Origin of the sequence: Streptomyces sp. AV19 (assembly GCF_015999245.1) — a bacterium.
Lineage (GTDB): Bacteria > Actinomycetota > Actinomycetes > Streptomycetales > Streptomycetaceae > Streptomyces.
In genome coordinates this window covers 285,815-308,011 of record NZ_JAEAMR010000022.1, presented here as the reverse complement: position 1 = coordinate 308,011, position 22,197 = coordinate 285,815, and the positions used below count along the sequence as shown (strand labels likewise).

Genomic DNA, 22,197 nt, shown 5'->3' with positions numbered 1-22,197 from the left:
CCGAAGGGAACGCAGTGACCGCAACCCCACCGGCCCGCACCGTCATCGAGAACTGCGCCATCGCCACCGTGGACGCCCACGACACCGAACACCCCTCGGGGCACATCGTCATCGCGGGCAACAGGATCGAGTCCGTCGGACCCGGCCCCGCGCCGGAGCAGCCGGAGCCGCGGGAGGGCGTCGTCCGCTGCGTCGACGGCACCGGCCACCTCGCCACCCCCGGCCTGGTCAACACCCACCACCACTTCTACCAGTGGCTCACCCGCGGACTCGCCCAGAACTCCGGGCTGTTCGACTGGCTCACCGCCCTCTATCCCGTCTGGGCGCGCATCGACGAGCCGATGGTGTACGAGGCCGCCCGCGCCTCCCTGGCCATGATGGCGCGCGGCGGGGTCACCACGGCCATGGACCACCACTACGTCTTCCCGCGCGGCGCCGGGGACCTGCTCGGCGCCGAGATCCGCGCCGCCCGCGAACTCGGCGTCCGCTTCCACCCCACCCGGGGGTCGATGGACCTCGGCGCCTCCGCCGGCGGGCTGCCGCCGGACTTCGCCGTCGAGACCACCGACGAGGCGCTCGCCGCCACCGAGGCGGCGGTCGACGCCCACCACGACCCGTCGCCCGACTCGATGCTGCGCGTGGGCGTCGCGCCCTGCTCCCCGTTCTCCGTCTCCACCGAACTCCTGCGGGAGGCGGCCGTGCTGGCGCGCCGCAAGGGCGTCCGGCTGCACACCCACGGCTCGGAGACCGTCGAGGAGGAGAGGTTCTGCAAGGAGCGGTTCGGCATGGGCCCGACCGACTATCTCGACTCCACCGGCTGGCTCGGCGACGACGTGTGGATGGCCCACTGCATCCACATGAGCGACGCCGACATCGCCGCCTTCGCCCGCACCGGCACCGGCGTCGCCCACTGCCCCTCCTCCAACGCCCGCATCGCCGCCGGCACCGCCCCCGTCCCCGCCCTGCTCGCGGCCGGTATCCCCGTCGGCCTGGGCGTGGACGGCACCGCCTCCAACGAGACCGGCGAACTCCACACCGAGCTGCGCAACGCCCTCCTCGTCCACCGACTGTCGGGCGGGCCCGAGGCGTTGACGGTCCGTCAGGCGCTGCGGCTGGGGACGTACGGCGGCGCCCGGGTCCTCGGCCGGGCGGACGACCTCGGCTCGCTGGAGGCGGGCAAGCTCGCCGACCTGGTGCTGTGGCGGCTCGACGGGCTGGGCCACTCCACCGTCGCCGACCCGGTGGCGGCCCTCGTCCTCGGCCCGCCGGCGCCCGTCACCCTCTCCCTGGTCGACGGCCGGACGGTGGTCGAGGACGGCAGGCTCATCACCGCCGACGAGGACGGCATCGCCCGCCGCGCCCGCGACGAGGCCCGGCGCCTCGCCCGGATCGCCGCCGGGGACTGACGCACAGGACCGGCCGAGGGGTACGGCCCTCGGCCGCGGCGGGGACGGGGCGCGGCCCCCGGCCCCGCACCCGCCGTCCGCACGGCCCACACGGTCCTCACGACAGGAGGAACCCCCCTCGTGGCCATCGCCTCCAGGCCCACCGAGCCGCCGGGAGCGGTCCACCCGGTGGACGAACTGCCCCGCCCGGGACGGCTCCTGGCGACCGGGCTCCAGCACGTCGCCGCCAGCTACGCGGGCGTCGTCGCCCCGCCGCTGGTCATCGGCTCCGCCGTCGGGCTCCCCCCGGCGCAGGTCACCTTCCTCGTCGGCGCCGCCCTCTTCACCGCGGGCATCGCCACCCTCCTCCAGACGATCGGCTTCTGGAAGGTCGGCGCCCGGCTGCCGTTCGTCAACGGCGTCTCCTTCGCGGGCGTCGCGCCCGTCCTCGCCGTCGCCGGCCAGCAGGCCGACAAGCGCGACGCGCTGCCCGTCGTCTACGGGGCGGTCATGGTCGCCGGAGCGCTCGGCTTCCTCCTCGCCCCCTGCTTCGGACGGCTCGTGCGCTTCTTCCCGCCCGTCGTCAGCGGGACGGTCATCACCCTCATCGGCCTCAGCCTGCTCCCCGTCGCCTTCGGCTGGATCCAGGGCGGCCACCCGGAACGGCCCGCCTCCGGCACGGACCTCGGCCTGGCCGGGGCCACCCTGGCGATCGTGCTGCTGCTCCGGCGGCTGCTGCGCGGCTTCGCGCGGCAGATCGCGATCCTGCTCGGCCTGGTGGCCGGCACCCTGCTGGCGATTCCGGCCGGGGCCGTGCACACCGACGTCACCCGGGACGCGGCCCTCGTCGGCTTCCCCGCGCCCTTCCACTTCGGGACGCCGCAGCTCCAGCTCGCCGCGGTCGTCAGCATGTGCATCCTCATGCTGGTCTGCATGACCGAGAGCACCGCCGACATGCTGGCGCTCGGCGAGATCGTGGACCGGCCGGCGGACGCGCCGGTCATCGCCGCCGGACTGCGCGCCGACACCCTCGGCAGCGCGCTGAGCCCGCTCTTCAACGGCTTCGCCAACAGCGCCTTCGCGCAGAACATCGGCCTGGTCGCGCTCACCGGCGTGCGCAGCCGCTTCACCGTCGCGGCCTGCGGGCTGATGTTCACCGTCCTCGGGCTGAGCCCGGTCTTCGCGTCGCTGGTCGCGCTGGTGCCGCAGCCGGTGCTCGGCGGGGCGGGGCTCGTGCTGTTCGGGACGGTGGCCGCGAGCGGCGTCGGGGTCCTCGTCAAGGCCGGTCTCGACCGCGGCGACAACATGCTGATCGCCGCCGTCTCGCTGGGCATCGGCCTGATCCCCGTGGTCTCCCGGACCTTCTACGCCGGCCCGGCCGTCCCCGAGACCCTGCGCACCGTCCTGAACTCGGGCGTCAGCGCCGGATGCCTGACCGCCGTCCTGCTCAACCTGGCCTTCCACCACCTCGGCCGGGGGCGCCGGGAGGTGCCGCCGCCCCGCGTGGCGGCCGAGGAGAAGCGGATGATTTAGCGATAATTCGGGGTATTCCTGCCGAACAGTCGTGCGGAGAGGGGCCCCGTCATGGAGCGACAGAGCGCGGAAGAAGGACGGAAGTTCGTCTTCCCCAGCGCGCTCACCGTCCTGGCCGTCGTGACGGTCGCCGTCTGGGCCCTCGCCTTCGTCATCCCCGCCGGCACCTACCGGCGGACCCCGGCCGGCGACCCGATCCAGGGCACCTACCACCGCGACGCCGCCCCCGGCGACTTCGTGCACCGCCTCGGCGAGCTCTTCCTCGCCCCGGTCAACGGGCTGTACGGGGTGCGGGACGCCGCGACCGGGCAGGTCGCCCCCGACGTGGCCGGCACGCTCTACGGCAGCGCCGGCGTCTTCCTCTTCGTCCTGGCCATCGGCGCGTTCATCACCGTCGTCTTCGCCACCGGGGCCCTCGACAGCGGCATCGAACGCCTCGCCCACCGGCTGCGCGCCTGCGGGGCGCTGCTCATCGCCGGGGTCATGACCGTCTTCTCGCTGCTCGGTACGGTCGAGGGGTTCGCGGAGGAGACGCTCGGCTTCTACGGCCTGCTCGTGCCGCTGATGCTGGCCCTCGGCTACGACCGGATGGTCGCCACCGGCGCGATCATCCTCGGCGCGGGGGTGGGGGTGCTGGCCTCCACCGTCAACCCCTTCGCCACGGGCGTGGCCTCGTCCGCGGCGGACGTCTCGCTCGGGGACGGGATCGCGCTGCGGTTCGCCATGTGGCTCGTGCTGACCGCCGTCACCATCGGCTACGTCCTGCGCTACGCGCACCGGGTGCGGGCCCGGCCCGAGCTCTCCCTCGTCGGATTCCGGCCCGGTGACCGGGAGTTGGCGGCGGCGGCCGAGGAGCCGCCGTCGCTCACCGGCCTCCAGAAGGCCGTGCTCGTCCTGGTCGCCGTGGTCTTCCTCTTCATGGTCTTCTCGGTGATCCCCTGGGCGCAGGCCCTCACGGGCCGGGCGGACGCGACCCCTTACGCCTGGGAACCCGGCTGGTCCTTCCCACAGTTGGCGGCCCTGTTCCTCGTCGCCTCGATCCTGGTCGGAACGGTCGCGCGGTTGGGCGAGCAGCGGCTGAGCGCCCTGATCGTCCAGGGCGCGGGGGACTTCGTCTCCCCGGCGCTGACGATCGTCCTCGCCCGGGGCGTCACCGTCATCATGAACAACGCCCGGATCACGGACACCGTGCTCCACACGGTCGAGAGCGCGGTCGCCGGCACCTCGGCGGCCGCCTTCGCCGTCATGGTCTTCGTCGTCAACCTCCCCCTGGCCTTCCTCATCCCCTCCTCCTCCGGCCACGCGACCCTCGCCATGCCGATCCTGGCCCCCCTCGCCGACTTCGCCGACGCCCCGCGCTCGGTGGTCGTCACCGCCTGGGCCGCGGCGAGCGGCTGGATGAACCTGTGGGTACCGACGACGGCGGTGGTCGTGGGCGGGGTGTCCCTGGCGAAGGTCGGCTACGACCGCTATCTGCGCTTCGTGTGGCCGCTGTTGGTGCTGCTGGCGGTGCTGATCTGCGGCTTCGTGGCATTGGGCGCGGTCACTGCGAAGTGATCCGGAACCGGCTGCCGTCGCGCGCCCCGAGCGCCGGCCTCAGCCGCACGCCCTCTCCCGCCGGGCGGCGGGGAGAGGGCGGGGCGGGGGCGGATCCCCCTGGGGCCGGGGGCGGGCGCGGTCAGTCCTCCAGGCGCCCGTACGCCGGCAACGTCAGGAACTCCACGTACTCCTCGTCCAGCGCCACCTTCAGCAGCAGGTCGTGCGCCTCCCGCCAGCGGCCCCCGGCGTACGCCTCCTCGCCCAGCTCCGCCCGGAGCGCCGCCAGTTCGCGGGACGCGACCTCGCGGACGAGGGCGGCCGTGGCCTTCTCGCCGCCCTCGAAGACGACGCCCGCGTTGATCCACTGCCAGATCTGCGAGCGCGAGATCTCCGCCGTCGCCGCGTCCTCCATGAGGTTGAAGATGGCCACGGCGCCGTGCCCGCGCAGCCACGCCTCGATGTAACGGAGGCCGACGCGCACGGCGTTGAGGAGGCCGTCGTAGGTCGGCCGCGCCTCGACCTCGTCGATCGCGATCAGCTGCGCGGCGGTCACGCGGACGTCCTCGCGGAGGCGGTCCTTCTGGTGCGGGCGGGTGCCGAGGACGGCGTCGAAGGAGGCGCGGGCGATGGGGACGAGGTCGGGGTGGGCGACCCAGGAGCCGTCGAAGCCGTCCGCCGCCTCGCGGTCCTTGTCGGCCCGGACCTTGGCCAGCGCGGCCTCGTTGACGGCCGGATCGCGGCGCGAGGGGATGAACGCGGCCATGCCGCCGATCGCGTGGGCACCGCGCTTGTGGCAGGTGCGCACCAGGAGTTCGGTGTAGGCGCGCATGAAGGGCACGGTCATCGTGACCGCGTTGCGGTCGGGGAGGACGAACCGCTCGCCCGCGTCCCGGAAGTTCTTGATGAGGGAGAAGAGGTAGTCCCAGCGGCCCGCGTTGAGCCCGGACGCGTGGTCGCGCAGCTCGTGGAGGATCTCCTCCATCTCGTAGGCGGCGGTGATCGTCTCGATCAGGACGGTGGCCCGGACGGTGCCGTGCGGCAGGCCCAGCCGCTCCTGGGCGAAGACGAACACGTCGTTCCACAGCCGCGCTTCGAGGTGCGACTCGGTCTTCGGCAGGTAGAAGAAGGGGCCCTTGCCCGACTCCGCGAGCCGGCGCGCGTTGTGGAAGAAGTAGAGGCCGAAGTCGACCAGGGCGCCGGGCACGGCCCGTCCGCCGACGGTGAGGTGACGTTCGTCCAGGTGCCAGCCGCGCGGGCGGACGACGACGGTGGCGAGCTCGGCGTCGGGCCGCAGGGCGTACGTCTTGCCCTCGGGGCTGGTGAAGTCGATGCGGCGGGCGAAGGCGTCGATCAGGTTCAGCTGGCCGAGGACGACGTTCTCCCAGGTGGGGGAGGAGGCGTCCTCGAAGTCGGCGAGCCACACGCGGGCCCCGGAGTTGAGCGCGTTGACGGTCATCTTCCGGTCGGTGGGACCGGTGATCTCCACGCGGCGGTCCTCCAGGGCGGCCGGCGCGGGGGCGACCCGCCAGTCGGGGTCCTCGCGGACGTGCGCCGTCTCCGCGAGGAAGTCCAGCGTGCCGGTCCGCGCGATCTCCGCGCGCCGCTCGGCCCGGCGGGCCAGCAGCGCGTCGCGGCGCGGGGTGAACCGTTCGTGCAGGGCGGCGACGAACTCCAGGGCCGGGGCGGTCAGTACCTCGTCCTGCCGTGCGACGGGGGCACCGAGGACGGTCAGCGGGGACGGCGCTGCTGCTGGCATGGGCTGGTCACTCCTCGTCCGGGCGGTCCGCGCATGGCACGGGGTGCCAACACGCGCTGCTGTGGCGGAATATAGATTCCTCATCACGGAACATCAATGGGGCGGGAGGGGTTTCCGGCCGGGCTGGGCGGACCAGTTGGGCCGGGCAGGCCGAGCAGCCCGAGATCGGCGGGGGTGTCGATGTCGTCCGGCGCCGCGACGTCCGCGCACTCCACCAGCGTGAGCTCGTCCGCGTGCGCCCGCAGATAGGCCCGGGCGCCCCGGTCCCCGGTGGCCGCCCGGGCCGCCCCCGCCCAGTGCCGGCGGGCCAGCAGCACCGGATGCCCGCGCTCGCCCCCGTACGCCGCCGCCACCAGCGACGCGCCCGCCCGGTGCGCGGCCAGCACCCGGGCCACCGCCGGGGCGCCCACCCGCGGCTGGTCCACCAGCAGCACCACGACGGCGGTGGCGGAGGTGCCGGCGAGGGACGCCAGCCCGGCGCGCAGCGAGGAGCCCATGCCGTCCGCCCAACGCGGGTTGTCCACCAGGGTGCACGGCGCACAATCCAGGCGTGCGTGGACCTCCCGCGCGCCCGCGCCCAGCACCACGTGCAGCGGGTCGCAGCCCGCCTCGGCCAGCTCGGCCAGCGCGCGCTCCGCCAGCGTGCGTCCCCGGTGCTCCAGGAGCGCCTTGGGGTGGCCGCCGAGGCGCCGGCCGCCGCCGGCCGCGAGCACCAGCCCGGCCGCCGCCGGGAGTTCGGCGTCTGCCGCGTTCGTGTCCGTCGTCACAGCCATGCCTCATTGCACCGCACGAGCGGGGGCCGTGTGTACGGCGTGCGCGCGTTCGTCACTCGACCGTGAAGACGCGGCCTGAATTTCGCTTTCCGTGTGGCGCGGCGCACGGAAAGTGGCGTTAACTGATCCGGGCGAGCGCGTGGGGCAGGGGGTATGTCGTGGCGGAAGGCGCCGTAGTGGTGGAACAGGAGCTGACGGGCCGTCCCGGCGAGCGGGATCCGAGAGTGGTCGAACTGAGCGCGGCGGTGTCCCGCCTGCGCCGTGCCCTGGCCGGACACCCCGCCCGGTTACCCGACCGCGACGCCGCGGAGGACGAGCTCGCCGCGCTCGACGCGATGGCCGGCGCGGGCGAGCCTGAGCTCTCCCGGCTGCGCCGCTCCCTGCTGCTGGTCGCGGGCGCCGTCGGCTCGGTCAGCGCCCTGGCCCCCGCCCTCGGCGACGTCCGCGCGGCCGTGGACCGCTTCGACGAGAAGGGCGGGAAGGGCGGGAAGGAGGGCGGGCGGGAGCCGGCGCCGGACCGCGAGGAGCCGGCCGGGGATCCCGGCCGGCGCTGATCAGGCGGACGCCATGGCCGTCGTTCAGGCGGACGCCGTGGTCGCGAGCGCGGCCGAGAGCTCCGTGGCGATCTCCTTGAGCAGCGGCACGATCCGCTCCGTCGCCTCCTCCGTGACCCGCCCCGCCGGACCCGAGATGGAGATGGCCGCCGCGGTGGGGGAGTCCGGCACCGGGACCGCCAGGCAACGGACGCCGATCTCCTGCTCGTTGTCGTCGACCGCGTAGCCGACGTCGCGGACCCGGACGAGGGCGTCGACGAAGGCGTCCGGCGTCGTGATCGTCTTCTCGGTCGCGGCCGGCATGCCGGTACGGGCCAGGATCGCCCGCACCTCCTCGTCCGGCGCCTGCGCGAGCAGCGCCTTGCCGACGCCGGTCGTGTGCGGCAGCACGCGCCGGCCCACCTCGGTGAACATCCGAACGGAGTGCCGCGAGGGCACCTGCGCGACGTAGACGACCTCGTCGCCGTCGAGCAGCGCCATGTTCGCCGTCTCGCCGGTCTCCTCCACCAGGCGCGCCAGGTACGGCCGGGCCCAGTGGCCCAGCAGCCGCGCGGAGCTCTCGCCGAGCCGGATCAGCCGGGGGCCGAGCGCGTACCGCCGGTTGGGCTGCTGGCGGACGTAGCCGCTGGCCACCAGGGTGCGCATCAGCCGGTGGATGGTGGGCAGCGGCAGCCCGCTGCTCGTGGCCAGCTCGCTCAGCCCCACCTCGCCGCCGGCGTCGGCCATCCGCTCGAGCAGGTCGAAGGCGCGTTCGAGAGACTGGACGCCTCCGGTGGCTGCGGGGGTTCTGGGCTCGGCGGACGAGGGCACGGTGCGGGTCCTTCCGGGGTGGAGTGGTAGTGCAGCCTACCGGGCCGTGGCCGGTGGCTCACGCTCGGTTCGAACGCGCGGAACCGCTCTCCCGGCATCCGGAAAGCGCCGGGTGGGGTGGGTGGTGCCCGGCGAGGGGTTGACGGGCGCACGCGGGCGGTCGAGACTGCGGGGCGTCGTGCTTCAACAAAACGTTGAAATGGGCCCGTTGGGGTCCGGACGATCGAGGGGGCGCCGATGGCCGGCCCGGAACTGGTGGTGCGCTCGACGCGCGTCGTGACGCCCGGAGGGACGCGCCCTGCCTCCGTCGCCGTCGCGGACGGCCGCATCACCGCCGTCCTGCCGCACTCCGCCCCCGCGCCGCCCGGCGTCCCGGCCGAGGACGTGGGCGACGACGTGCTGCTGCCCGGCCTCGTCGACACCCACGTCCACGTCAACGACCCGGGGCGCACCGAGTGGGAGGGCTTCGCGGCCGCCACCCGGGCGGCGGCCGCCGGGGGCGTCACCACCCTCGTCGACATGCCGCTCAACAGCGTCCCGCCCACCACGACGGTGACCGGTCTGGACGTCAAGCGGGCCGTGGCGCGTCCGGCGGTCCACGTCGACGTCGGCTTCTGGGGCGGGGCGCTGCCCGGCAACCGGGCCGAGCTGCGCCCGCTGCACGACGCGGGGGTCCTCGGCTTCAAGGCGTTCCTCTCGCCGTCCGGCGTCGAGGAGTTCCCGCACCTGGGCGCGGACGACCTGGAGGCGGTGGCCCGGGAGGTCGCCGGGTTCGGCGGACTGCTGATCGTCCACGCCGAGGACCCGGACCGGCTCGGCCGCGCCCCGCTCCCCGAGGGCCCGCGCTACGCGGACTTCCTCGCCTCCCGGCCGCGCGAGGCGGAGGACGCGGCGGTGGCGCGGCTGGTCGCGGCGGCCGAGCGGCACGGCACGCGGATCCACATCCTGCACCTGTCCTCCGCCGGCGCGCTGGGCGCGATCGCCGCCGCCCGGGCGCGGGGCCTGCCGGTCACCGCCGAGACGTGCCCGCACTTCCTGACCCTGACGGCCGAGGAAGTCCCGGACGGGGCAACGGAGTTCAAGTGCTGCCCGCCCATCAGGGAGGCGGGCAACCGGGACGCGCTGTGGGACGCCCTCGCCGCCGGGGTCCTGCAGTGCGTGGTCTCCGACCACTCGCCCTGCACCGCGGACCTCAAGGTCCCCGACTTCGGGCGCGCCTGGGGCGGCATCTCCTCGCTGCAACTCGGCCTGCCCGCCGTCTGGACCGAGGCGCGGCGGCGCGGGCACACCCTGGACGACGTGGCCCGCTGGATGGCCACCGGCCCGGCGGCGCTCGCGGGCCTGGCGCGCAAGGGGGCCGTGGAGGCCGGCCGGGACGCGGATCTCACCGTCCTCGCCCCCGACGAGACCTTCACCGTGGACCCGGCCGCGCTCCACCACCGCAACCCGGTCACCGCCTACGCGGGGCGGACCCTGTACGGCGTCGTACGGTCCACCTGGCTGCGCGGCCGCAGGATCCATCACCGCGGCGTCCTCGCCGCGCCCGCCGGACGACTCCTGGAGCGCACGTGACCGCGTCCTTTACGGCTGTAACGTCCTTCACCGGTGCCGCGGAGCCCTACCGCGGCGGCGACCCGTACGCCGACTACCGCTCGGCCGCCGTCCCCTTCGAGGACCTGCCCGACCTCGCCGACCGGCGGCTGGGCGGGGCGGTGGTCGCCGCCAACGACGAGTTCTTCGCCGAGCGGGAGAACCTGCTCGTGCCCGGGCCGGCCCGCTTCGATCCCGGCCTGTTCGGCCACAAGGGCAAGGTCATGGACGGCTGGGAGACGCGGCGGCGGCGCGGCGCCTCGGCCGGGGCGCCGCACCCCGCCGACGGGGACCGCGACTGGGCGCTGATACGGCTCGGGGTGCCGGGGGTCGTCCGGGGCGTGGTCGTCGACACCGCGCACTTCCGCGGCAACCATCCGCGGGCGGTGAGCGTCGAGGGCGCGTCGGTGCCGGGTGCGCCGTCGCCGGCCGAGCTCCTGGACGCCGCCTGGACGACGCTCGTGCCGCCCATCCCCGTCGGCGGCCACGCCGCCAACGTCTTCGCTGTCCACTGCGAACGGCCCCTCACCCACCTGCGGCTCGGCCAGCACCCCGACGGGGGCGTCGCCCGCCTCCGCGTCCACGGCGAGGCCGTGCCGGATCCGTCCTGGATCAGGGCGCTGGGCGTCCTCGACGTCGCCGCCCTGGAGAACGGCGGCCTCGTCGAGGACGCCTCCGACCGCTTCTACTCCTCCCCCCTCCGCACGATCCTCCCCGGCCGCCCGGCCCGCATGGACGAGGGCTGGGAAACGCGCCGCCGCCGGGACGACGGCCATGACTGGGTCCGCTACCGCCTGGCGGGACGGGCGGTGCTGCGCGCCCTGGAACTCGACACGGGGTGCCTCAAGGGCAACTCGGCCGGCTGGGCGGAGATTTGGGCGCGGGACGGGGAGAAGGGGGAGTGGGGGCAGATCCTCCCGAGGACGCGCCTGCAGCCGGATGCGGTGCATCGATTCGTGGTGGGGGGAGGGGGAGCCGCGTCCGCTGCCGCCACTGCCGCTGCCGCCACGCATGTGCGGCTGGAGGTGTATCCGGACGGGGGGATCGGGCGGTTGCGGGTGTACGGGGAGTTGACGGAGGGGGCGGTGCGGGGGTTGGAGGAGAGGTGGGGGGTGGTGGGGTAGGGGGTTTGTGCCCCGGTCCCGCCCTTTCACCGTTTCTTCCGGGCCCGCCCGGGTCGGCACCGCGCTCCGCGCGGTGGTGCGGGGGCTCCGCCCCCTGCGCCCCTTTCGGGGCTCCGCCCCGGACCCCGTTTCGCGGCTTCGCCGCTCGTCCTCAAACTCCCCCAGAGGGGGTGCCCCCAGACGGGCTGATCATTCAGCCCGTCCGGCGTTTGAGGACAGCGCCCGGAGGGCGCTTCGGGGGTGCAGGGGGCGGAGCCCCCGCCAACCCGCGCGGAGCGCGGTGCCGACCCGGGCGAGCCCGGAAGAAACGGTGAAAGGGCGGGACCGGGGCACAACCCCCTACCCCCCACCCACCCCCTCCCAGAACATCCCCTCGTACCCCTGCAACAACCGCCCGTACCGCCACGCCAACCGCTCCGACAACCCCCCACTCCCCAACCCCTCCTCCACCGCCGCCCGCAGCAGCGCATCCCCGCCCTCCCGGGCGAAGAAGTCGAAGAAGCCGCACGCTTCGTCGGCGAAGCCGTACCGCGAGCGCAACGCCCGCCCCATCACCCCGCAATACCCGCCCCACGCGGCGAAGTTGACGCTCAGCGCCACGGCCACGTCCACCGGCTCCGCCTGCAGCGCCAGCCACGCCGTGCAGGCGGGGTACGCCTGGCAGGGGAGCGACGGTTCGTGGGCGCGGAGTGCCGCCTCGTCCAGGCCGCACGCCGCGGCCAGCGGGCCGAGCAGGGACAGCGCGGTGTCCTCGCCGTCCGCGAGCGCCGTGAAGAAGGCGGCCACCGCCCCGGCCGAACGCCCGGCCAGATGCCGGTAACTGACCCGGTCGGCGGCGATGACGTGATGCTGCTCGAGCGCGAACGCGGCGAGCACCGAGCGCGGAGCGGCACCGGCGGCGATCAGGGGGACGACGCGGTTGTCGTCCGCCCCGGAAGCCGCCCGGGCCGCGTCCGCGAGGACGTCCTGGGCCGTACGTGCCATCCCGCCAGCGTAGCGACGACGCTCAGCGGTCGCCCAGATAGAAGAGGAGGAAGAAGAAGGCGGAGATGACGTGGACGGCGACCAGGTAGACGAAGGCGCGGAAGGCGATGCCCCGCGGGGTGCGGTCCTCGATGTCCGCGACCTCCGCGACCTCCGCGACCTCCGCGGCGTCCGCCTGACGCGGGGCGGTCGGTTCGACGGTGTCACTCATGCGTGTCCCCTCCGGTTCGGTCCGGCGTCCCCGAGGCACAGCCCGGCGGCGCCGCTCTGCATCAGCGTGTGCATGAACAGCAGGTCCGCCCCGCCCGGCGAGGCGGCGGAGATGCGGTGCGGGGTGAGCGAGTCGAAGTGGGCCGCGTCGCCGGGCGCCAGCACGTGCGCCGTCCCGCCGAGGACCAGCCGGAGCCGGCCCCCGGTGACGTACAGCCACTCCTCCCCGGGATGCACCCGCACCAGGTCCCCCTGACCGCCCGGGCCGTGCGGCACGTGCAGGCGCAGGGCCTGCATGGCGCGCCCGGACCCGCCGGCCCGCCAGTACGTCCAGCCGCCGGCCCGCTGGGCCTCCATGCGGTCGGCGCGCACGATCGGGTCGGCCGTCTGCGGCACCTCGCCGAGCAGGTCGGATACCGTCGTCTCATACGTCCGTGCGAGGGCGAGCAGCATCGGCAGCGACGGGGTGCGGCGCCCGGTCTCCAGCCGCGACAGGTGCGCGGGCGACAGTCCGGCGCGGGCCGCGGCCGCCTCCAGGGTCAGCCCGCTGCGCATCCGCAGGGCGCGCAACTGCGGGGCGACGGCGGGCAGCTCGCCGTCCGGGGGATCGGTGGGTCCGGGCTCCGGGCTCATGCCTCCGGTATAGCCCCGCCGTACCTCGGAGGCAAAGTCTCTTGCCTGCGAGGCAAAAGCCTCCGGAAGGCCAGATTCCGGTGAACGATGCGGAAACAACGTCTATTTGGCATTGACATGACAGGATCCGCGCGGGCCATCCTGGGCGCATGAGCATCCCCCACCGCATCGCGAAGGCCGGCGTCCTCGCCGCCCTGGCCTCGTCGCTCCTCCTCGGCGGCGGCACCGCCCTCGCCGCCCCCGCCCCGTCCGCCCCCCTCTCCGGGACCGCCCTGAAGGCCGTCGGCCACGTCTGCTACTCGGCGCTGCCGTCGCAGGCCCACGACACCCTCGACCTGATCGACGAGGGCGGGCCCTACCCGTACCCCAAGGACGGGACGGTCTTCGGCAACCGGGAGGGCGTGCTGCCCAAGCAGAGCACCGGTTACTACCACGAGTACACGGTGATCACCCCGGGTTCGCCGGACCGGGGCGCGCGCCGGATCGTCACCGGCAAGAAGGCTCAGGAGGACTACTACACCGCCGACCACTACCGCTCGTTCTCCCGCGTCGACTTCTCCTGCTGAACCTGCCGATCCCGCTGATCCCGCTGATCCCGCCGGTTCCGCCGGCCGCCGCGCCCGCCGCCGCACGTCCGTCCGGCGGCGGGCGCAGTTGACGGAGCGTCACCGTACGTACGCCACAGGGCCGAAGCCCTCACGCCCCCCGCGCGCGCCTTCGCGCGAAGGGCGCCCGTGAGCCGGAGCCGGATGTCAGTGCCTGCCGTTACCGTTTTCTCGTCCCGCAAGCCGATCCGCTGCGTACGAGAGAGGCGGCGAACTGCCGTGTACCGCTGGGAGATCACCCGGGCCGCGCTGGCCCAGCGCGTCATCGCCACGGTGCGGAGCGACAGCTACGACCGGGCGGCCGAGACCGCGGGGACGCTGCTCTCCGCCGGCTTCACCAGCCTGGAGATATCGCTCGCCACGCCCTTCGGGCTGGAGGCCGTCGCCACCCTCGTCCGGGAGGCCGGCGACGAGGCGGTCATCGGCGCGGGCGCGGTGCTCGACGCGGCCTCGGCCCGGCTGGCCGTCGAGGCGGGCGCCCGCTTCCTGGCCTCGCCGGTGCTCGACGCCGAGGTCGTGCGCACCGGCCACCGCTACGGCATCCCCGTCCTGCCCGGCGTCGCCACCCCGGCCGAGATCGTCCGCGCGCTGGAGCTGGGCGCCGACGCGCTGAAGTTCTTCCCCGCCGCCGGCCACCGCCCCGCCGTCCTGCGGGACATCCGGGCCGAGCTGCCCCAGGCGGCCCTGGTGCCCTGCGGCGACCTGGACGTCGAGGCCGTCCCCGAGTGGATCGCCGCGGGGGCCGTCGCCTGCTCCCCGGGGCCCGCCCTGGCGGAGGGCGACCGGGACGCGGTGGCCAAGCGGGCCGAGGATCTGCTCGCCCGGCTCGCCGAGGAGTTCGGGGAGGACGAGGAGGAGGGGGAAGGGTGAGGGGCGGGGACAGGACGGGGCGTCGGCTACGCCGCCAGCTCCCGGCCGAACTCGGTCAGCAGCATCCCGGAGGCCGCCAGCAGCAGCGCCCCCGCCCCGGCGAGCAGCACCCGGTAGGCCCGGGCCGTCATCCGGTGCCGGGTGCGGGCCACGACCACCGCGAAGAGCGCCTTGCTGCCCACCAGCAGGGCGTAGAAGCCGAGGACGAAGCCGCCCGCACCACCCGGCCCGTCCCGCCAGGCGTCCACCAGCAGCGGCGCGCCGGTCGTCAGCCAGAACAGCCACGGGTGCGGGCTCAGCAGGTTGACCAGCGCCGCCTGCCGGAGCGTCCGCCGCTCCTGGGCACGTGCCTCGGCCGTGCCCGCGTCCGGCATCTCGGCGGTCCGGGCCTCCCGCAGGGTGGAGACGGCCAGCCACAGCAGGAAGAGCCCGCCCGCCGCGCCGCCGGCGGCCACGGCCCGGTCCGGCAGCGCGGAGAGCGCCGTCACGGACAGCAGGACCACCGGCAGGTCGGTGAGCAGCGGCACCGCGGCCACCCGCAGCCCGGTCGCCAGCCCGCCGCGCAGCGTGCCGGACAGGACGAGGGCGAGCAGGGGGCCGGGGGTGATCCCCGCGCTGAAGCCCAGTGCCACTCCGAGAGCCGTGATCCTCACCGTGCCCGTCCCTCCCGGCCCGTTCCGGCGCCTTCCCGCGCCGGGCCCGATCCTGCCGCAGTCCCGGACCGGGCGCCTCCGGAATGCCCTGCGCACCCGCCGAATCCGGCCTTGTCCGTACATCCGGACCTCAGGACTTCCCGTCATCTGGCCCCGGGGCTACCCTCCCTGGGTGGCGAAGCACCGACCCCTCCAGTTCACCGTGGACCGCAGCAGCCCCGTTCCCCTCTACTACCAACTGGCGCAGCAGCTCGAGGCGGCCATCGAACAGGGCGGGCTCGCGCCCGGCAGCCTGCTCGGCAACGAGATCGAGCTGGCCGCCCGGCTGGGCCTGTCCCGGCCCACCGTCCGCCAGGCCATCCAGTCGCTCGTCGACAAGGGGCTGCTGGTGCGCCGCCGCGGGGTCGGCACCCAGGTGGTGCACAGCCAGGTCAGGCGCCCACTGGAGCTGAGCAGCCTCTACGACGATCTGGAGACCGCCGGCCAGCGGCCCGCGACCCGGCTGCTGTCCCACACCGTCGAGCCGGCGACCGCCCAGGTCGCCGCGGCCCTCGGGGTCCCCGAGGGCGCCGAGGTCGTCCACATCGAGCGGCTGCGCCTGGCGCACGGCGAGCCCGTGGCGCACCTGCGCAACCACCTCCCGGCCGGGCTCCTCGACCTCGACGGCGACATCCTGGCGGAGACCGGTCTCTACCGGCTCATGCGGAGCGCCGGCATCACCCTGCACAGCGCCCGGCAGACCATCGGGGCCCGCGCCGCCACGCCCGAGGAGGCCGGTCTGCTCGGCGAGCCGACGGGCGCGCCGCTGCTGACGATGGAGCGGACGACCTTCGACGACACGGGCCGGGCGGTGGAGTTCGGCTCTCATCTGTACCGGGCGTCGCGCTATTCGTTCGACTTCCAGCTGCTCGCCCGCTCGTAAGGATGTGCTGACAAAGTAGCGACACGGTGTGGCGTGCGTCACTGGGGCTCGGTGACCCGGCCGACAGCCGTGACGGATCGTGACGGATACTGGGGCGTCGGTCCCCCGGGAGCGGGGCCCCGCCGCCCCCTGACAGACAGTGGAAGGGCAAGTCCTCGTGGCAAGGGTTGGGACAGGCGTACGTGCGGTGAGCGCCGTGCTTTCGGTGGCGCTGGCCACCCCAAAAAGCTGCGCAGGGTGTGTGGGGGTCGTCTGGGGGGGTCGCCCCGGCGGCCTCCTGCTTTGCCGGGGGGGCCGGGTTGGGGGGGGGGGGCGCGGGGGCCCCCCCCCCCCGGCCGCACCGTGACAGACAGTGGAAGGGCAAGTCCTCGTGGCAAGGGTTCGGACAGGCGTACGTGCGGTGAGCGCCGTGCTTGCGGTGGCGCTGGCCACCGCGCTGGCGGGGTGCAGCAGCACGGGCGGCAAGCGTGCGGAGGAGCGGGCCGCCAAGGCCGCCCAGGGGCGCGCCGCGGTCGACACCCCGCGGTGGACCTTCGCGATGGTCACCCATTCGGGCGATGGCGACACCTTCTGGGACATCGTGCAGAACGGCGCCAAGCAGGCGGCGGTGAAGGACAACATCAAGTTCCTCTACGCCCACGACGTGGAGGGCAACAAGCAGGCGCAGAACGTCCAGGCCATGATCGACCAGAAGGTCGACGGCCTGATCGTCACCCTCGCCAAGCCGGACGCCATGAAGGACGTCGTGGAGAAGGCGAAGAAGGCCGGCATCCCGGTCATCACCGTCAACTCCGGCTCCGAGGAGTCCAAGAAGTTCGGCGCCCTCACCCACATCGGCCAGGACGAGACCATCGCCGGCGAGGCCGTCGGCGACGAGCTCAACAGCCGCGGGAAGAAGAAGGCCGTCTGCGTCCTGCACGAGCAGGGCAACGTCGGCCACGAGCAGCGCTGCGCCGGTGTGAAGAAGACCTTCAAGGGCGACCTGCAGAACCTCTATGTCGAGGGCACCAACATGCCGGGCGTCCAGTCCTCCCTGGAGGCCAAGCTCCAGTCGGACAGGGACATCGACGCCGTCGTCACCCTCGGCGCCCCCTTCGCGCCGACCGCCGTCAAGGCCGCCGAACAGGCGGGCAGCAAGGCCGAGATCGACACCTTCGACCTCAACGAGAAGGTCGCCACCGCCCTCCAGGACGGCTCCCTCGGCTTCGCGGTCGACCAGCAGCCCTACCTCCAGGGCTACGAGGCCGTGGACCTGCTGTGGCTGTACAAGTACAACGCCGACGTCCTCGGCGGCGGCCGCCCGGTCCTCACCGGCCCGCAGATCATCACCAAGGACGACGCCAAGGAACTGGCCGAGTACGCGAAGCGGGGTACGCGATGAGCGCCCCCGCGACCGCCGCGGCCGACGTAGCCCCGGCGCCGGCCCGTTCGTACCTGCGCCGCGTCCTCGGCCGCCCCGAGCTGGGCGCGGTCGTCGGCGCCGCCGCCGTCTTCCTCTTCTTCACCTTCGCCGCCGAAAGCTTCCTGCGCGCCTCCAGCCTCTCCACCGTGCTGTACGCGTCCTCGACGATCGGCATCATGGCCGTCCCGGTGGCGCTGCTGATGATCGGCGGCGAGTTCGACCTGTCCGCCGGCGTCATGGTGACCAGCTCCGCGCTGGTCTCCTCGATGTTCAGCTACCAGATGACCGCCAACGTCTGGGCCGGCGTGGGCGTCTCGCTGCTCGTCACCCTGGCGATCGGCTTCTTCAACGGCTTCGTGCTCACCCGCACCAAGCTGCCGAGCTTCATCATCACGCTCGGCACGTTCCTGATGCTGACCGGCCTCAACCTCGGCTTCACCAAGCTCATCAGCGGCACCGTCTCCACCAAGACCATCGGGGACATGGAGGGCTTCGACTCCGCCCGCGCGGTGTTCGCCTCGCACTTCACCATCGGCGGCGTCGACCTCCAGGTCACCGTCCTGTGGTGGCTCGGCCTCGTCGCGCTGGCCACCTGGGTGCTGCTGCGCACCCGCGCCGGCAACTGGATCTTCGCCGTCGGCGGCGGCCCGGAGGCGGCCCGCGCGGTCGGCGTCCCCGTCCGGCGCACCAAGACCGGGCTCTACATGGCGGTCGCCTTCTGCGCCTGGATCTCCGGCCAGCACCTGCTGATGTCCTACGACGTGGTGCAGTCCGGCGAGGGCGTCGGCAACGAGCTGCTCTACATCATCGCCGCGGTGATCGGCGGCTGCCTGATGACCGGCGGCTACGGCTCGGCCATCGGGTCCGCGGTCGGCGCCTTCATCTTCGGCATGACGAGCAAGGGCATCGTCTACGCGCAGTGGAACCCGGACTGGTTCAAGTTCTTCCTCGGCGCGATGCTGCTGCTGGCGACCCTGCTGAACGCCTGGGTCCGGAAGCGCGCGGAGGCCAGTAAATGAGCGCCTTGGTGAAGCTGGCCGACGTCAGCAAGTTCTACGGCAACATCCGTGCCCTCGAAGAGGTCTCCCTGGAGGTCCACGCGGGCGAGATCACCTGTGTGCTGGGCGACAACGGAGCCGGCAAGTCCACCCTGATCAAGATCATCGCGGGGCTGCACCGGCACGACGCGGGCACCTTCGAGATCGAGGACGAGGAGGTCCGCCTCGGCTCGCCCCGCGAGGCGCTGGACCGCGGCATCGCCACGGTCTACCAGGACCTCGCCGTGGTGCCGCTGATGCCGGTGTGGCGCAACTTCTTCCTCGGCTCGGAGCCGACGAAGGGGACGGGCCCCTTCAAGCGCCTCGACGTGCAGCTGATGCGCGAGACGACCCGCTCCGAGCTGCACCGCATGGGCATCGACCTGCACGACGTCGACCAGCCCATCGGCACCCTCTCCGGCGGCCAGCGCCAGTGCGTGGCCATCGCCCGCGCCGTGCACTTCGGCGCCAAGGTGCTGGTGCTGGACGAGCCGACGGCCGCCCTCGGCGTCAAGCAGTCGGGCGTCGTCCTCAAGTACGTGGCCGCCGCCCGCGACGCGGGCCTGGGCGTGGTCCTGATCACCCACAACCCGCACCACGCGTACCTGGTCGGCGACCGCTTCGTCCTGCTCAAGCGGGGCGCGATGGCCGGCAGCCACGCGAAGTCGGACATCGCGCTCGACGAGCTCACCCGCCAGATGGCGGGCGGCAGCGAGCTGGAGCAGCTCAGCCACGAGCTGGAGCGGGCCCCGGTGCCCGACCTCATCGGCGGCAAGCCGGTCGAGGCGCCCGAGGACGACCGGAACGCCTGATTCCCGACGCGGGGTCCGTCCGGTGGCGGGCCCCGCGGCCCGTTGTGCGACCGGTGCCACCGGTGAGGCACAATCGGCGACGCGGGCCGCGCCCGCACCGACCGCATCCGCGAGGCCCCGGCCTCCCGAGACCACCGCAGGGACGACGACCTCGTGCGAGCACGCCCCCGATCATCCGCCGGAGCCCGCCCCGTGGCGGAGGTGTCGCGATGAGCATCTACCGCGAGCGGGTGTACCGGGGCACGGCCAGGGCGACCGTCCTGCGCACCGCGGGCACCCGGGAGCGCCGCTCCCACCTCACGGCGCCGCGCGTGCCCACCGTCGGCATCGACATCGGCGGCACCAAGGTGATGGCCGGGGTCGTCGACGCCGACGGCGCGATCCTGGAGAAGGTCCGTACCGAGACCCCCGACAAGTCCAAGAGCCCCAAGGTCGTCGAGGACACCATCGTCGAGCTGGTCCTGGACCTCTCCGACCGGCACGACGTGCACGCGGTGGGCATCGGCGCGGCCGGCTGGGTCGACGCCGACCGCAACCGCGTCCTGTTCGCCCCCCACCTGTCCTGGCGCAACGAGCCGCTGCGCGACCGTCTCGCCGGCCGTCTCGCCGTCCCCGTCATGGTCGACAACGACGCCAACACCGCCGCCTGGGCCGAGTGGCGCTTCGGCGCCGGCCGGGGCGAGGACCACCTGGTGATGATCACCCTGGGCACCGGCATCGGCGGCGCCATCCTGGAGGACGGCCAGGTCAAGCGGGGCAAGTACGGGGTCGCCGGCGAGTTCGGCCATATGCAGGTCGTCCCCGGCGGGCACCGCTGCCCGTGCGGCAACCGCGGCTGCTGGGAGCAGTACAGCTCCGGCAACGCGCTGGTGCGCGAGGCCCGCGAGCTGGCCGCCGCCGAGTCCCCGGTGGCGTACGGGATCATCGACCGCGTCGGCGGCAACGTCCATGAGATCACCGGCCCCCTCATCACCGAGCTGGCCCGCGGCGGCGACGCGATGTGCGTCGAGCTGCTCCAGGACATCGGCCAGTGGCTGGGCGTCGGCATCGCCAACCTCGCCGCCGCCCTCGACCCGTCCTGTTTCGTCATCGGCGGTGGCGTCAGCGCCGCCGACGACCTGCTGATCGGCCCCGCCCGGGACGCCTTCCGCCGCCACCTGACCGGCCGCGGCTACCGGCCCGAGGCCCGCATCGTCAAGGCGCAGCTCGGCCCCGAGGCGGGCATGGTCGGCGCCGCCGACCTGGCCCGCCTGGTCGCCCGGCGCTTCCGCCGCGCCAACCGGCGGCGCGTCGAGCGCTACGAGCGGTACGCGCGGGCCGGCCGCGGGTGATCACCGTGGACCACACCGAGCGCGAGACGCTTCCGGAGGGCGGTGCCCCGCCACCGCGGCGGCACCGCTGGCTCAAGCCGGTGATCGTCTTCCTGCTGATCGCGATCCCCGCGGGCTACCTCTACATCTCCGCCATGCAGAGCCGCGGCGGCAGCGGCACCAAGCAGGAGCAGGCCGCTGCCACCGGGCTGGAGGAGGGCTGGCCCTCCCGCCTCCAGCGGCGCATCTACGAGGTGACCGTCGCGCCGGACGCCGAGGACGTGGCCCACTTCGAGACCAACTCCTGGAAGTCCAGCTCGCTGTACCTCCAGTTCACGACCACGAAGGAACGGCTCGGACCCTGGCTGGACGAGCACGGCCTTGGCACGTCCGACTTCGAGGACGGCGACATCACCATCGACGACGACGAGGCCGCCCGGGTCGGCTGGAAGTTCGGCGAGGGGCACCACTGGACGGGCGCGGTCCGCGAGGAGGACAAGCCCAAGCCCAGCCTGGAGGTCGTCGTCAACCTGGACGACCCGAACCGTCCGCGCGTCTTCGTCGTGTCCACGACCACTCCATGAGCGCGCCCTGAGCCGACATCCGTTCGACTTCGTCGGATAAGTTGGCACGGGTGAGCGAGCAGCAGACCCTTCAGTACCGGACGGACGGCCCCGAGGACGCTCCCGTCCTCGTCCTCGGCCCCGCTCTGGGCACCACCTGGCATATGTGGGACCGGCAGATACCGGAGCTCATCCGCACCTGGCGCGTCCTGCGCTTCGATCTGCCCGGGCACGGCGGCGCGCCCGCCCGGTCGGCCGTCACCGTCGGTGACCTCACCGACCGGCTCCTCGCCACCCTCGACGCCCTCGGCGTCGACGACTTCGGCTACGCCGGCAGCTGCCTCGGCGGCGCCCTCGGCGCCGACCTCGCGCTGCGCCACCCGCAGCGGCTCGCGGCCCTCGCCCTCGTCGGCGCGTCCGCCCGCTTCGGCACGGCCGAGAGCTGGGGCGTACGGGCCTCCGAGGCCCGTTCCCACGGCCTCGGCCCGGCCGCGCGCACCGCGCCCGAGCACTGGTTCACCCCCGGCTTCGCGGCGGCCCAGCCCGCGATCGTCGACTGGGCCGTTCAGATGGTCCGCACCACCGACGTCCCCTGCTACTCCGCCGCCTGCGAGGCGCTCGCGGTCTTCGACGCCCGGCCCGGGCTCGGCCGCGTGGACGTGCCCACGCTGGTGCTCGTCGGCGCCGAGGACGAGGTCACACCGCCGGCCGACGCGCGGGTGCTGGTCGCCGGCATCCACGACGCGCGCCTCGCGGTGGTGCCGGGCACCCGGCACCTGGCCCCCGTCGAGCAGCCGGCCGCGGTGACGGACCTGCTGGTCCGGCACTTCACGACGGCGTGGCGGCAGCCGTCCGCCCACCGCGCCCCCGCGCCGGGTCCGCTGCCGCAGACGGCGTCGCCCTGGCCGCAGGGCGGAACGCCCGCGGAGGGCACGGTCCCGGCCGGTGCAGTCCCCGCACCGCAGGGCGTCTTCGGACCGCCGCCGGGCGGCCCGCAGGGGCCGGGGGGTGCTTTCGCGGGCTTCCCGGGCCGGGGGCCCGGGGACACGCCGCCGGCGGGGGTGCCGTACGTCGGCGGCGCGTTCGGCGCCGGTCCGGCGGCGGACGCGCCCGGGGCGGGTGCGGGCCATGT

22 protein-coding genes are annotated in these 22,197 nt (G+C 74.1%); 15 read left to right on the top strand and 7 right to left on the bottom strand.

What is annotated here, in order from left to right:
* Nucleotides 1-14 precede the first annotated feature (14 nt).
* The 3 genes from I5Q34_RS29540 (at nucleotide 15) to I5Q34_RS29530 (ending at nucleotide 4,475) form a co-directional block, all read left to right on the top strand.
* Nucleotides 15-1,406, top strand: a complete 1,392-nt coding sequence (locus tag I5Q34_RS29540) for an 8-oxoguanine deaminase (RefSeq protein WP_199895511.1) — start codon at nucleotides 15-17, stop codon at nucleotides 1,404-1,406.
* Between the two features lie 120 nt (nucleotides 1,407-1,526).
* Nucleotides 1,527-2,918 carry a nucleobase:cation symporter-2 family protein gene (locus tag I5Q34_RS29535; RefSeq protein ID WP_199895510.1) on the top strand — a complete coding sequence of 464 codons (1,392 nt, stop codon included), beginning with the start codon at nucleotides 1,527-1,529 and terminating at the stop codon, nucleotides 2,916-2,918.
* Nucleotides 2,919-2,969: 51 nt separating this feature from the next.
* A complete protein-coding gene (locus I5Q34_RS29530) occupies nucleotides 2,970-4,475 on the top strand; it encodes a YfcC family protein (RefSeq protein WP_199895509.1) in 1,506 nt (501 codons plus the stop codon).
* A gap of 121 nt (nucleotides 4,476-4,596) precedes the next feature.
* Here I5Q34_RS29530 and aceB read toward each other — a convergent pair whose 3' ends face one another.
* Complete coding sequence (aceB, locus tag I5Q34_RS29525; protein WP_199895508.1) at nucleotides 4,597-6,213, bottom strand: malate synthase A; 1,617 nt, start codon at nucleotides 6,211-6,213, stop codon at nucleotides 4,597-4,599.
* Between the two features lie 83 nt (nucleotides 6,214-6,296).
* The gene (locus I5Q34_RS29520; protein WP_199895507.1) at nucleotides 6,297-6,986 is read right to left on the bottom strand and encodes an NTP transferase domain-containing protein; all 690 of its coding nucleotides are present in this window, start codon (nucleotides 6,984-6,986) and stop codon (nucleotides 6,297-6,299) included.
* Nucleotides 6,987-7,144: 158 nt separating this feature from the next.
* Between I5Q34_RS29520 and I5Q34_RS29515 the strand changes: the two genes are divergently transcribed.
* The gene (locus I5Q34_RS29515) at nucleotides 7,145-7,540 is read left to right on the top strand and encodes a DUF5955 family protein (protein WP_374193072.1); all 396 of its coding nucleotides are present in this window, start codon (nucleotides 7,145-7,147) and stop codon (nucleotides 7,538-7,540) included.
* A 24-nt stretch (nucleotides 7,541-7,564) separates the two neighbouring features.
* On the opposite strand, the gene I5Q34_RS29510 is transcribed toward I5Q34_RS29515, so the two are convergent.
* The gene (locus I5Q34_RS29510) at nucleotides 7,565-8,350 is read right to left on the bottom strand and encodes an IclR family transcriptional regulator (RefSeq protein WP_199895506.1); all 786 of its coding nucleotides are present in this window, start codon (nucleotides 8,348-8,350) and stop codon (nucleotides 7,565-7,567) included.
* Between the two features lie 237 nt (nucleotides 8,351-8,587).
* Between I5Q34_RS29510 and allB the strand changes: the two genes are divergently transcribed.
* Both allB and alc read left to right on the top strand, forming a co-directional pair.
* Nucleotides 8,588-9,922: an allantoinase AllB gene (gene allB / locus I5Q34_RS29505; RefSeq protein WP_199895505.1), complete on the top strand. Its 1,335-nt coding sequence runs from the start codon at nucleotides 8,588-8,590 to the stop codon at nucleotides 9,920-9,922.
* Complete coding sequence (alc, locus tag I5Q34_RS29500) at nucleotides 9,919-11,064, top strand: allantoicase (protein WP_199895504.1); 1,146 nt, start codon at nucleotides 9,919-9,921, stop codon at nucleotides 11,062-11,064. Before allB ends, alc begins: the two co-directional genes overlap by 4 nt.
* Nucleotides 11,065-11,403: 339 nt before the next feature.
* Here the strand turns inward: alc and I5Q34_RS29495 are convergent, their stop codons facing one another.
* Genes I5Q34_RS29495 through I5Q34_RS29485 form a run of 3 tightly spaced genes read right to left on the bottom strand, consistent with a single transcriptional unit; the run spans nucleotide 11,404 to nucleotide 12,891 of the window.
* Complete coding sequence (locus tag I5Q34_RS29495; protein ID WP_199895503.1) at nucleotides 11,404-12,048, bottom strand: transcriptional regulator; 645 nt, start codon at nucleotides 12,046-12,048, stop codon at nucleotides 11,404-11,406.
* Between the two features lie 22 nt (nucleotides 12,049-12,070).
* Entirely contained in the window at nucleotides 12,071-12,259 is a 189-nt protein-coding gene (locus I5Q34_RS29490) for a DUF6126 family protein (protein ID WP_199895502.1), read from the bottom strand.
* On the bottom strand, nucleotides 12,256-12,891 hold the full coding sequence (locus tag I5Q34_RS29485) for a helix-turn-helix domain-containing protein (protein WP_199895501.1): 636 nt from the start codon (nucleotides 12,889-12,891) through the stop codon (nucleotides 12,256-12,258). The genes I5Q34_RS29490 and I5Q34_RS29485 overlap by 4 nt, the downstream gene beginning before the upstream one ends.
* Nucleotides 12,892-13,040: 149 nt before the next feature.
* Here I5Q34_RS29485 and I5Q34_RS29480 point away from each other — a divergent pair, with 149 nt between their 5' ends.
* A complete protein-coding gene (locus tag I5Q34_RS29480) occupies nucleotides 13,041-13,457 on the top strand; it encodes a ribonuclease domain-containing protein (RefSeq protein WP_199895500.1) in 417 nt (138 codons plus the stop codon).
* Between the two features lie 258 nt (nucleotides 13,458-13,715).
* Nucleotides 13,716-14,366, top strand: coding sequence for a bifunctional 4-hydroxy-2-oxoglutarate aldolase/2-dehydro-3-deoxy-phosphogluconate aldolase (locus tag I5Q34_RS29475; protein WP_199895499.1), 651 nt, complete (start codon nucleotides 13,716-13,718; stop codon nucleotides 14,364-14,366).
* 26 nt (nucleotides 14,367-14,392) lie between these two features.
* Here I5Q34_RS29475 and I5Q34_RS29470 read toward each other — a convergent pair whose 3' ends face one another.
* Nucleotides 14,393-15,019: a LysE family translocator gene (locus I5Q34_RS29470; RefSeq protein WP_199895498.1), complete on the bottom strand. Its 627-nt coding sequence runs from the start codon at nucleotides 15,017-15,019 to the stop codon at nucleotides 14,393-14,395.
* Between the two features lie 202 nt (nucleotides 15,020-15,221).
* On the opposite strand from I5Q34_RS29470, the gene I5Q34_RS29465 reads away from it, so the two are divergent.
* From I5Q34_RS29465 to I5Q34_RS29435, 7 genes are all read left to right on the top strand, one after another.
* The gene (locus tag I5Q34_RS29465; RefSeq protein WP_199896038.1) at nucleotides 15,222-15,941 is read left to right on the top strand and encodes a GntR family transcriptional regulator; all 720 of its coding nucleotides are present in this window, start codon (nucleotides 15,222-15,224) and stop codon (nucleotides 15,939-15,941) included.
* A gap of 370 nt (nucleotides 15,942-16,311) precedes the next feature.
* Nucleotides 16,312-17,322, top strand: a complete 1,011-nt coding sequence (locus I5Q34_RS29460) for a sugar ABC transporter substrate-binding protein (protein ID WP_199895497.1) — start codon at nucleotides 16,312-16,314, stop codon at nucleotides 17,320-17,322.
* Nucleotides 17,319-18,362, top strand: a complete 1,044-nt coding sequence (locus I5Q34_RS29455; protein WP_199895496.1) for an ABC transporter permease — start codon at nucleotides 17,319-17,321, stop codon at nucleotides 18,360-18,362. Before I5Q34_RS29460 ends, I5Q34_RS29455 begins: the two co-directional genes overlap by 4 nt.
* The gene (locus I5Q34_RS29450) at nucleotides 18,359-19,192 is read left to right on the top strand and encodes an ATP-binding cassette domain-containing protein (protein ID WP_199895495.1); all 834 of its coding nucleotides are present in this window, start codon (nucleotides 18,359-18,361) and stop codon (nucleotides 19,190-19,192) included. The genes I5Q34_RS29455 and I5Q34_RS29450 overlap by 4 nt, the downstream gene beginning before the upstream one ends.
* A 209-nt stretch (nucleotides 19,193-19,401) precedes the next feature.
* The gene (locus I5Q34_RS29445) at nucleotides 19,402-20,523 is read left to right on the top strand and encodes an ROK family glucokinase (protein ID WP_199895494.1); all 1,122 of its coding nucleotides are present in this window, start codon (nucleotides 19,402-19,404) and stop codon (nucleotides 20,521-20,523) included.
* Nucleotides 20,524-20,528: 5 nt separating this feature from the next.
* Nucleotides 20,529-21,086 carry a hypothetical protein gene (locus I5Q34_RS29440; RefSeq protein ID WP_199895493.1) on the top strand — a complete coding sequence of 186 codons (558 nt, stop codon included), beginning with the start codon at nucleotides 20,529-20,531 and terminating at the stop codon, nucleotides 21,084-21,086.
* A gap of 50 nt (nucleotides 21,087-21,136) precedes the next feature.
* A partial coding sequence (locus I5Q34_RS29435) for an alpha/beta fold hydrolase (RefSeq protein ID WP_199895492.1) occupies nucleotides 21,137-22,197 on the top strand: 1,061 nt, incomplete at its 3' end.

Excerpts from the sequence above, each read along its gene's own strand:
- I5Q34_RS29450 (WP_199895495.1), top strand. The coding sequence starts at position 18,359 with ATGAGCGCCTTGGTGAAGCTGGCCGACGTCAGCAAGTTCTACGGCAAC.
- aceB (WP_199895508.1), bottom strand. The coding sequence starts at position 6,213 with ATGCCAGCAGCAGCGCCGTCCCCGCTGACCGTCCTCGGTGCCCCCGTC.
- I5Q34_RS29530 (WP_199895509.1), top strand. The coding sequence starts at position 2,970 with ATGGAGCGACAGAGCGCGGAAGAAGGACGGAAGTTCGTCTTCCCCAGC.
- I5Q34_RS29480 (WP_199895500.1), top strand. The coding sequence starts at position 13,041 with ATGAGCATCCCCCACCGCATCGCGAAGGCCGGCGTCCTCGCCGCCCTG.
- I5Q34_RS29485 (WP_199895501.1), bottom strand. The coding sequence starts at position 12,891 with ATGAGCCCGGAGCCCGGACCCACCGATCCCCCGGACGGCGAGCTGCCC.
- I5Q34_RS29490 (WP_199895502.1), bottom strand. The coding sequence starts at position 12,259 with ATGAGTGACACCGTCGAACCGACCGCCCCGCGTCAGGCGGACGCCGCG.
- I5Q34_RS29455 (WP_199895496.1), top strand. The coding sequence starts at position 17,319 with ATGAGCGCCCCCGCGACCGCCGCGGCCGACGTAGCCCCGGCGCCGGCC.
- allB (WP_199895505.1), top strand. The coding sequence starts at position 8,588 with ATGGCCGGCCCGGAACTGGTGGTGCGCTCGACGCGCGTCGTGACGCCC.
- I5Q34_RS29520 (WP_199895507.1), bottom strand. The coding sequence starts at position 6,986 with ATGGCTGTGACGACGGACACGAACGCGGCAGACGCCGAACTCCCGGCG.
- I5Q34_RS29445 (WP_199895494.1), top strand. The coding sequence starts at position 19,402 with ATGAGCATCTACCGCGAGCGGGTGTACCGGGGCACGGCCAGGGCGACC.
- I5Q34_RS29495 (WP_199895503.1), bottom strand. The coding sequence starts at position 12,048 with ATGGCACGTACGGCCCAGGACGTCCTCGCGGACGCGGCCCGGGCGGCT.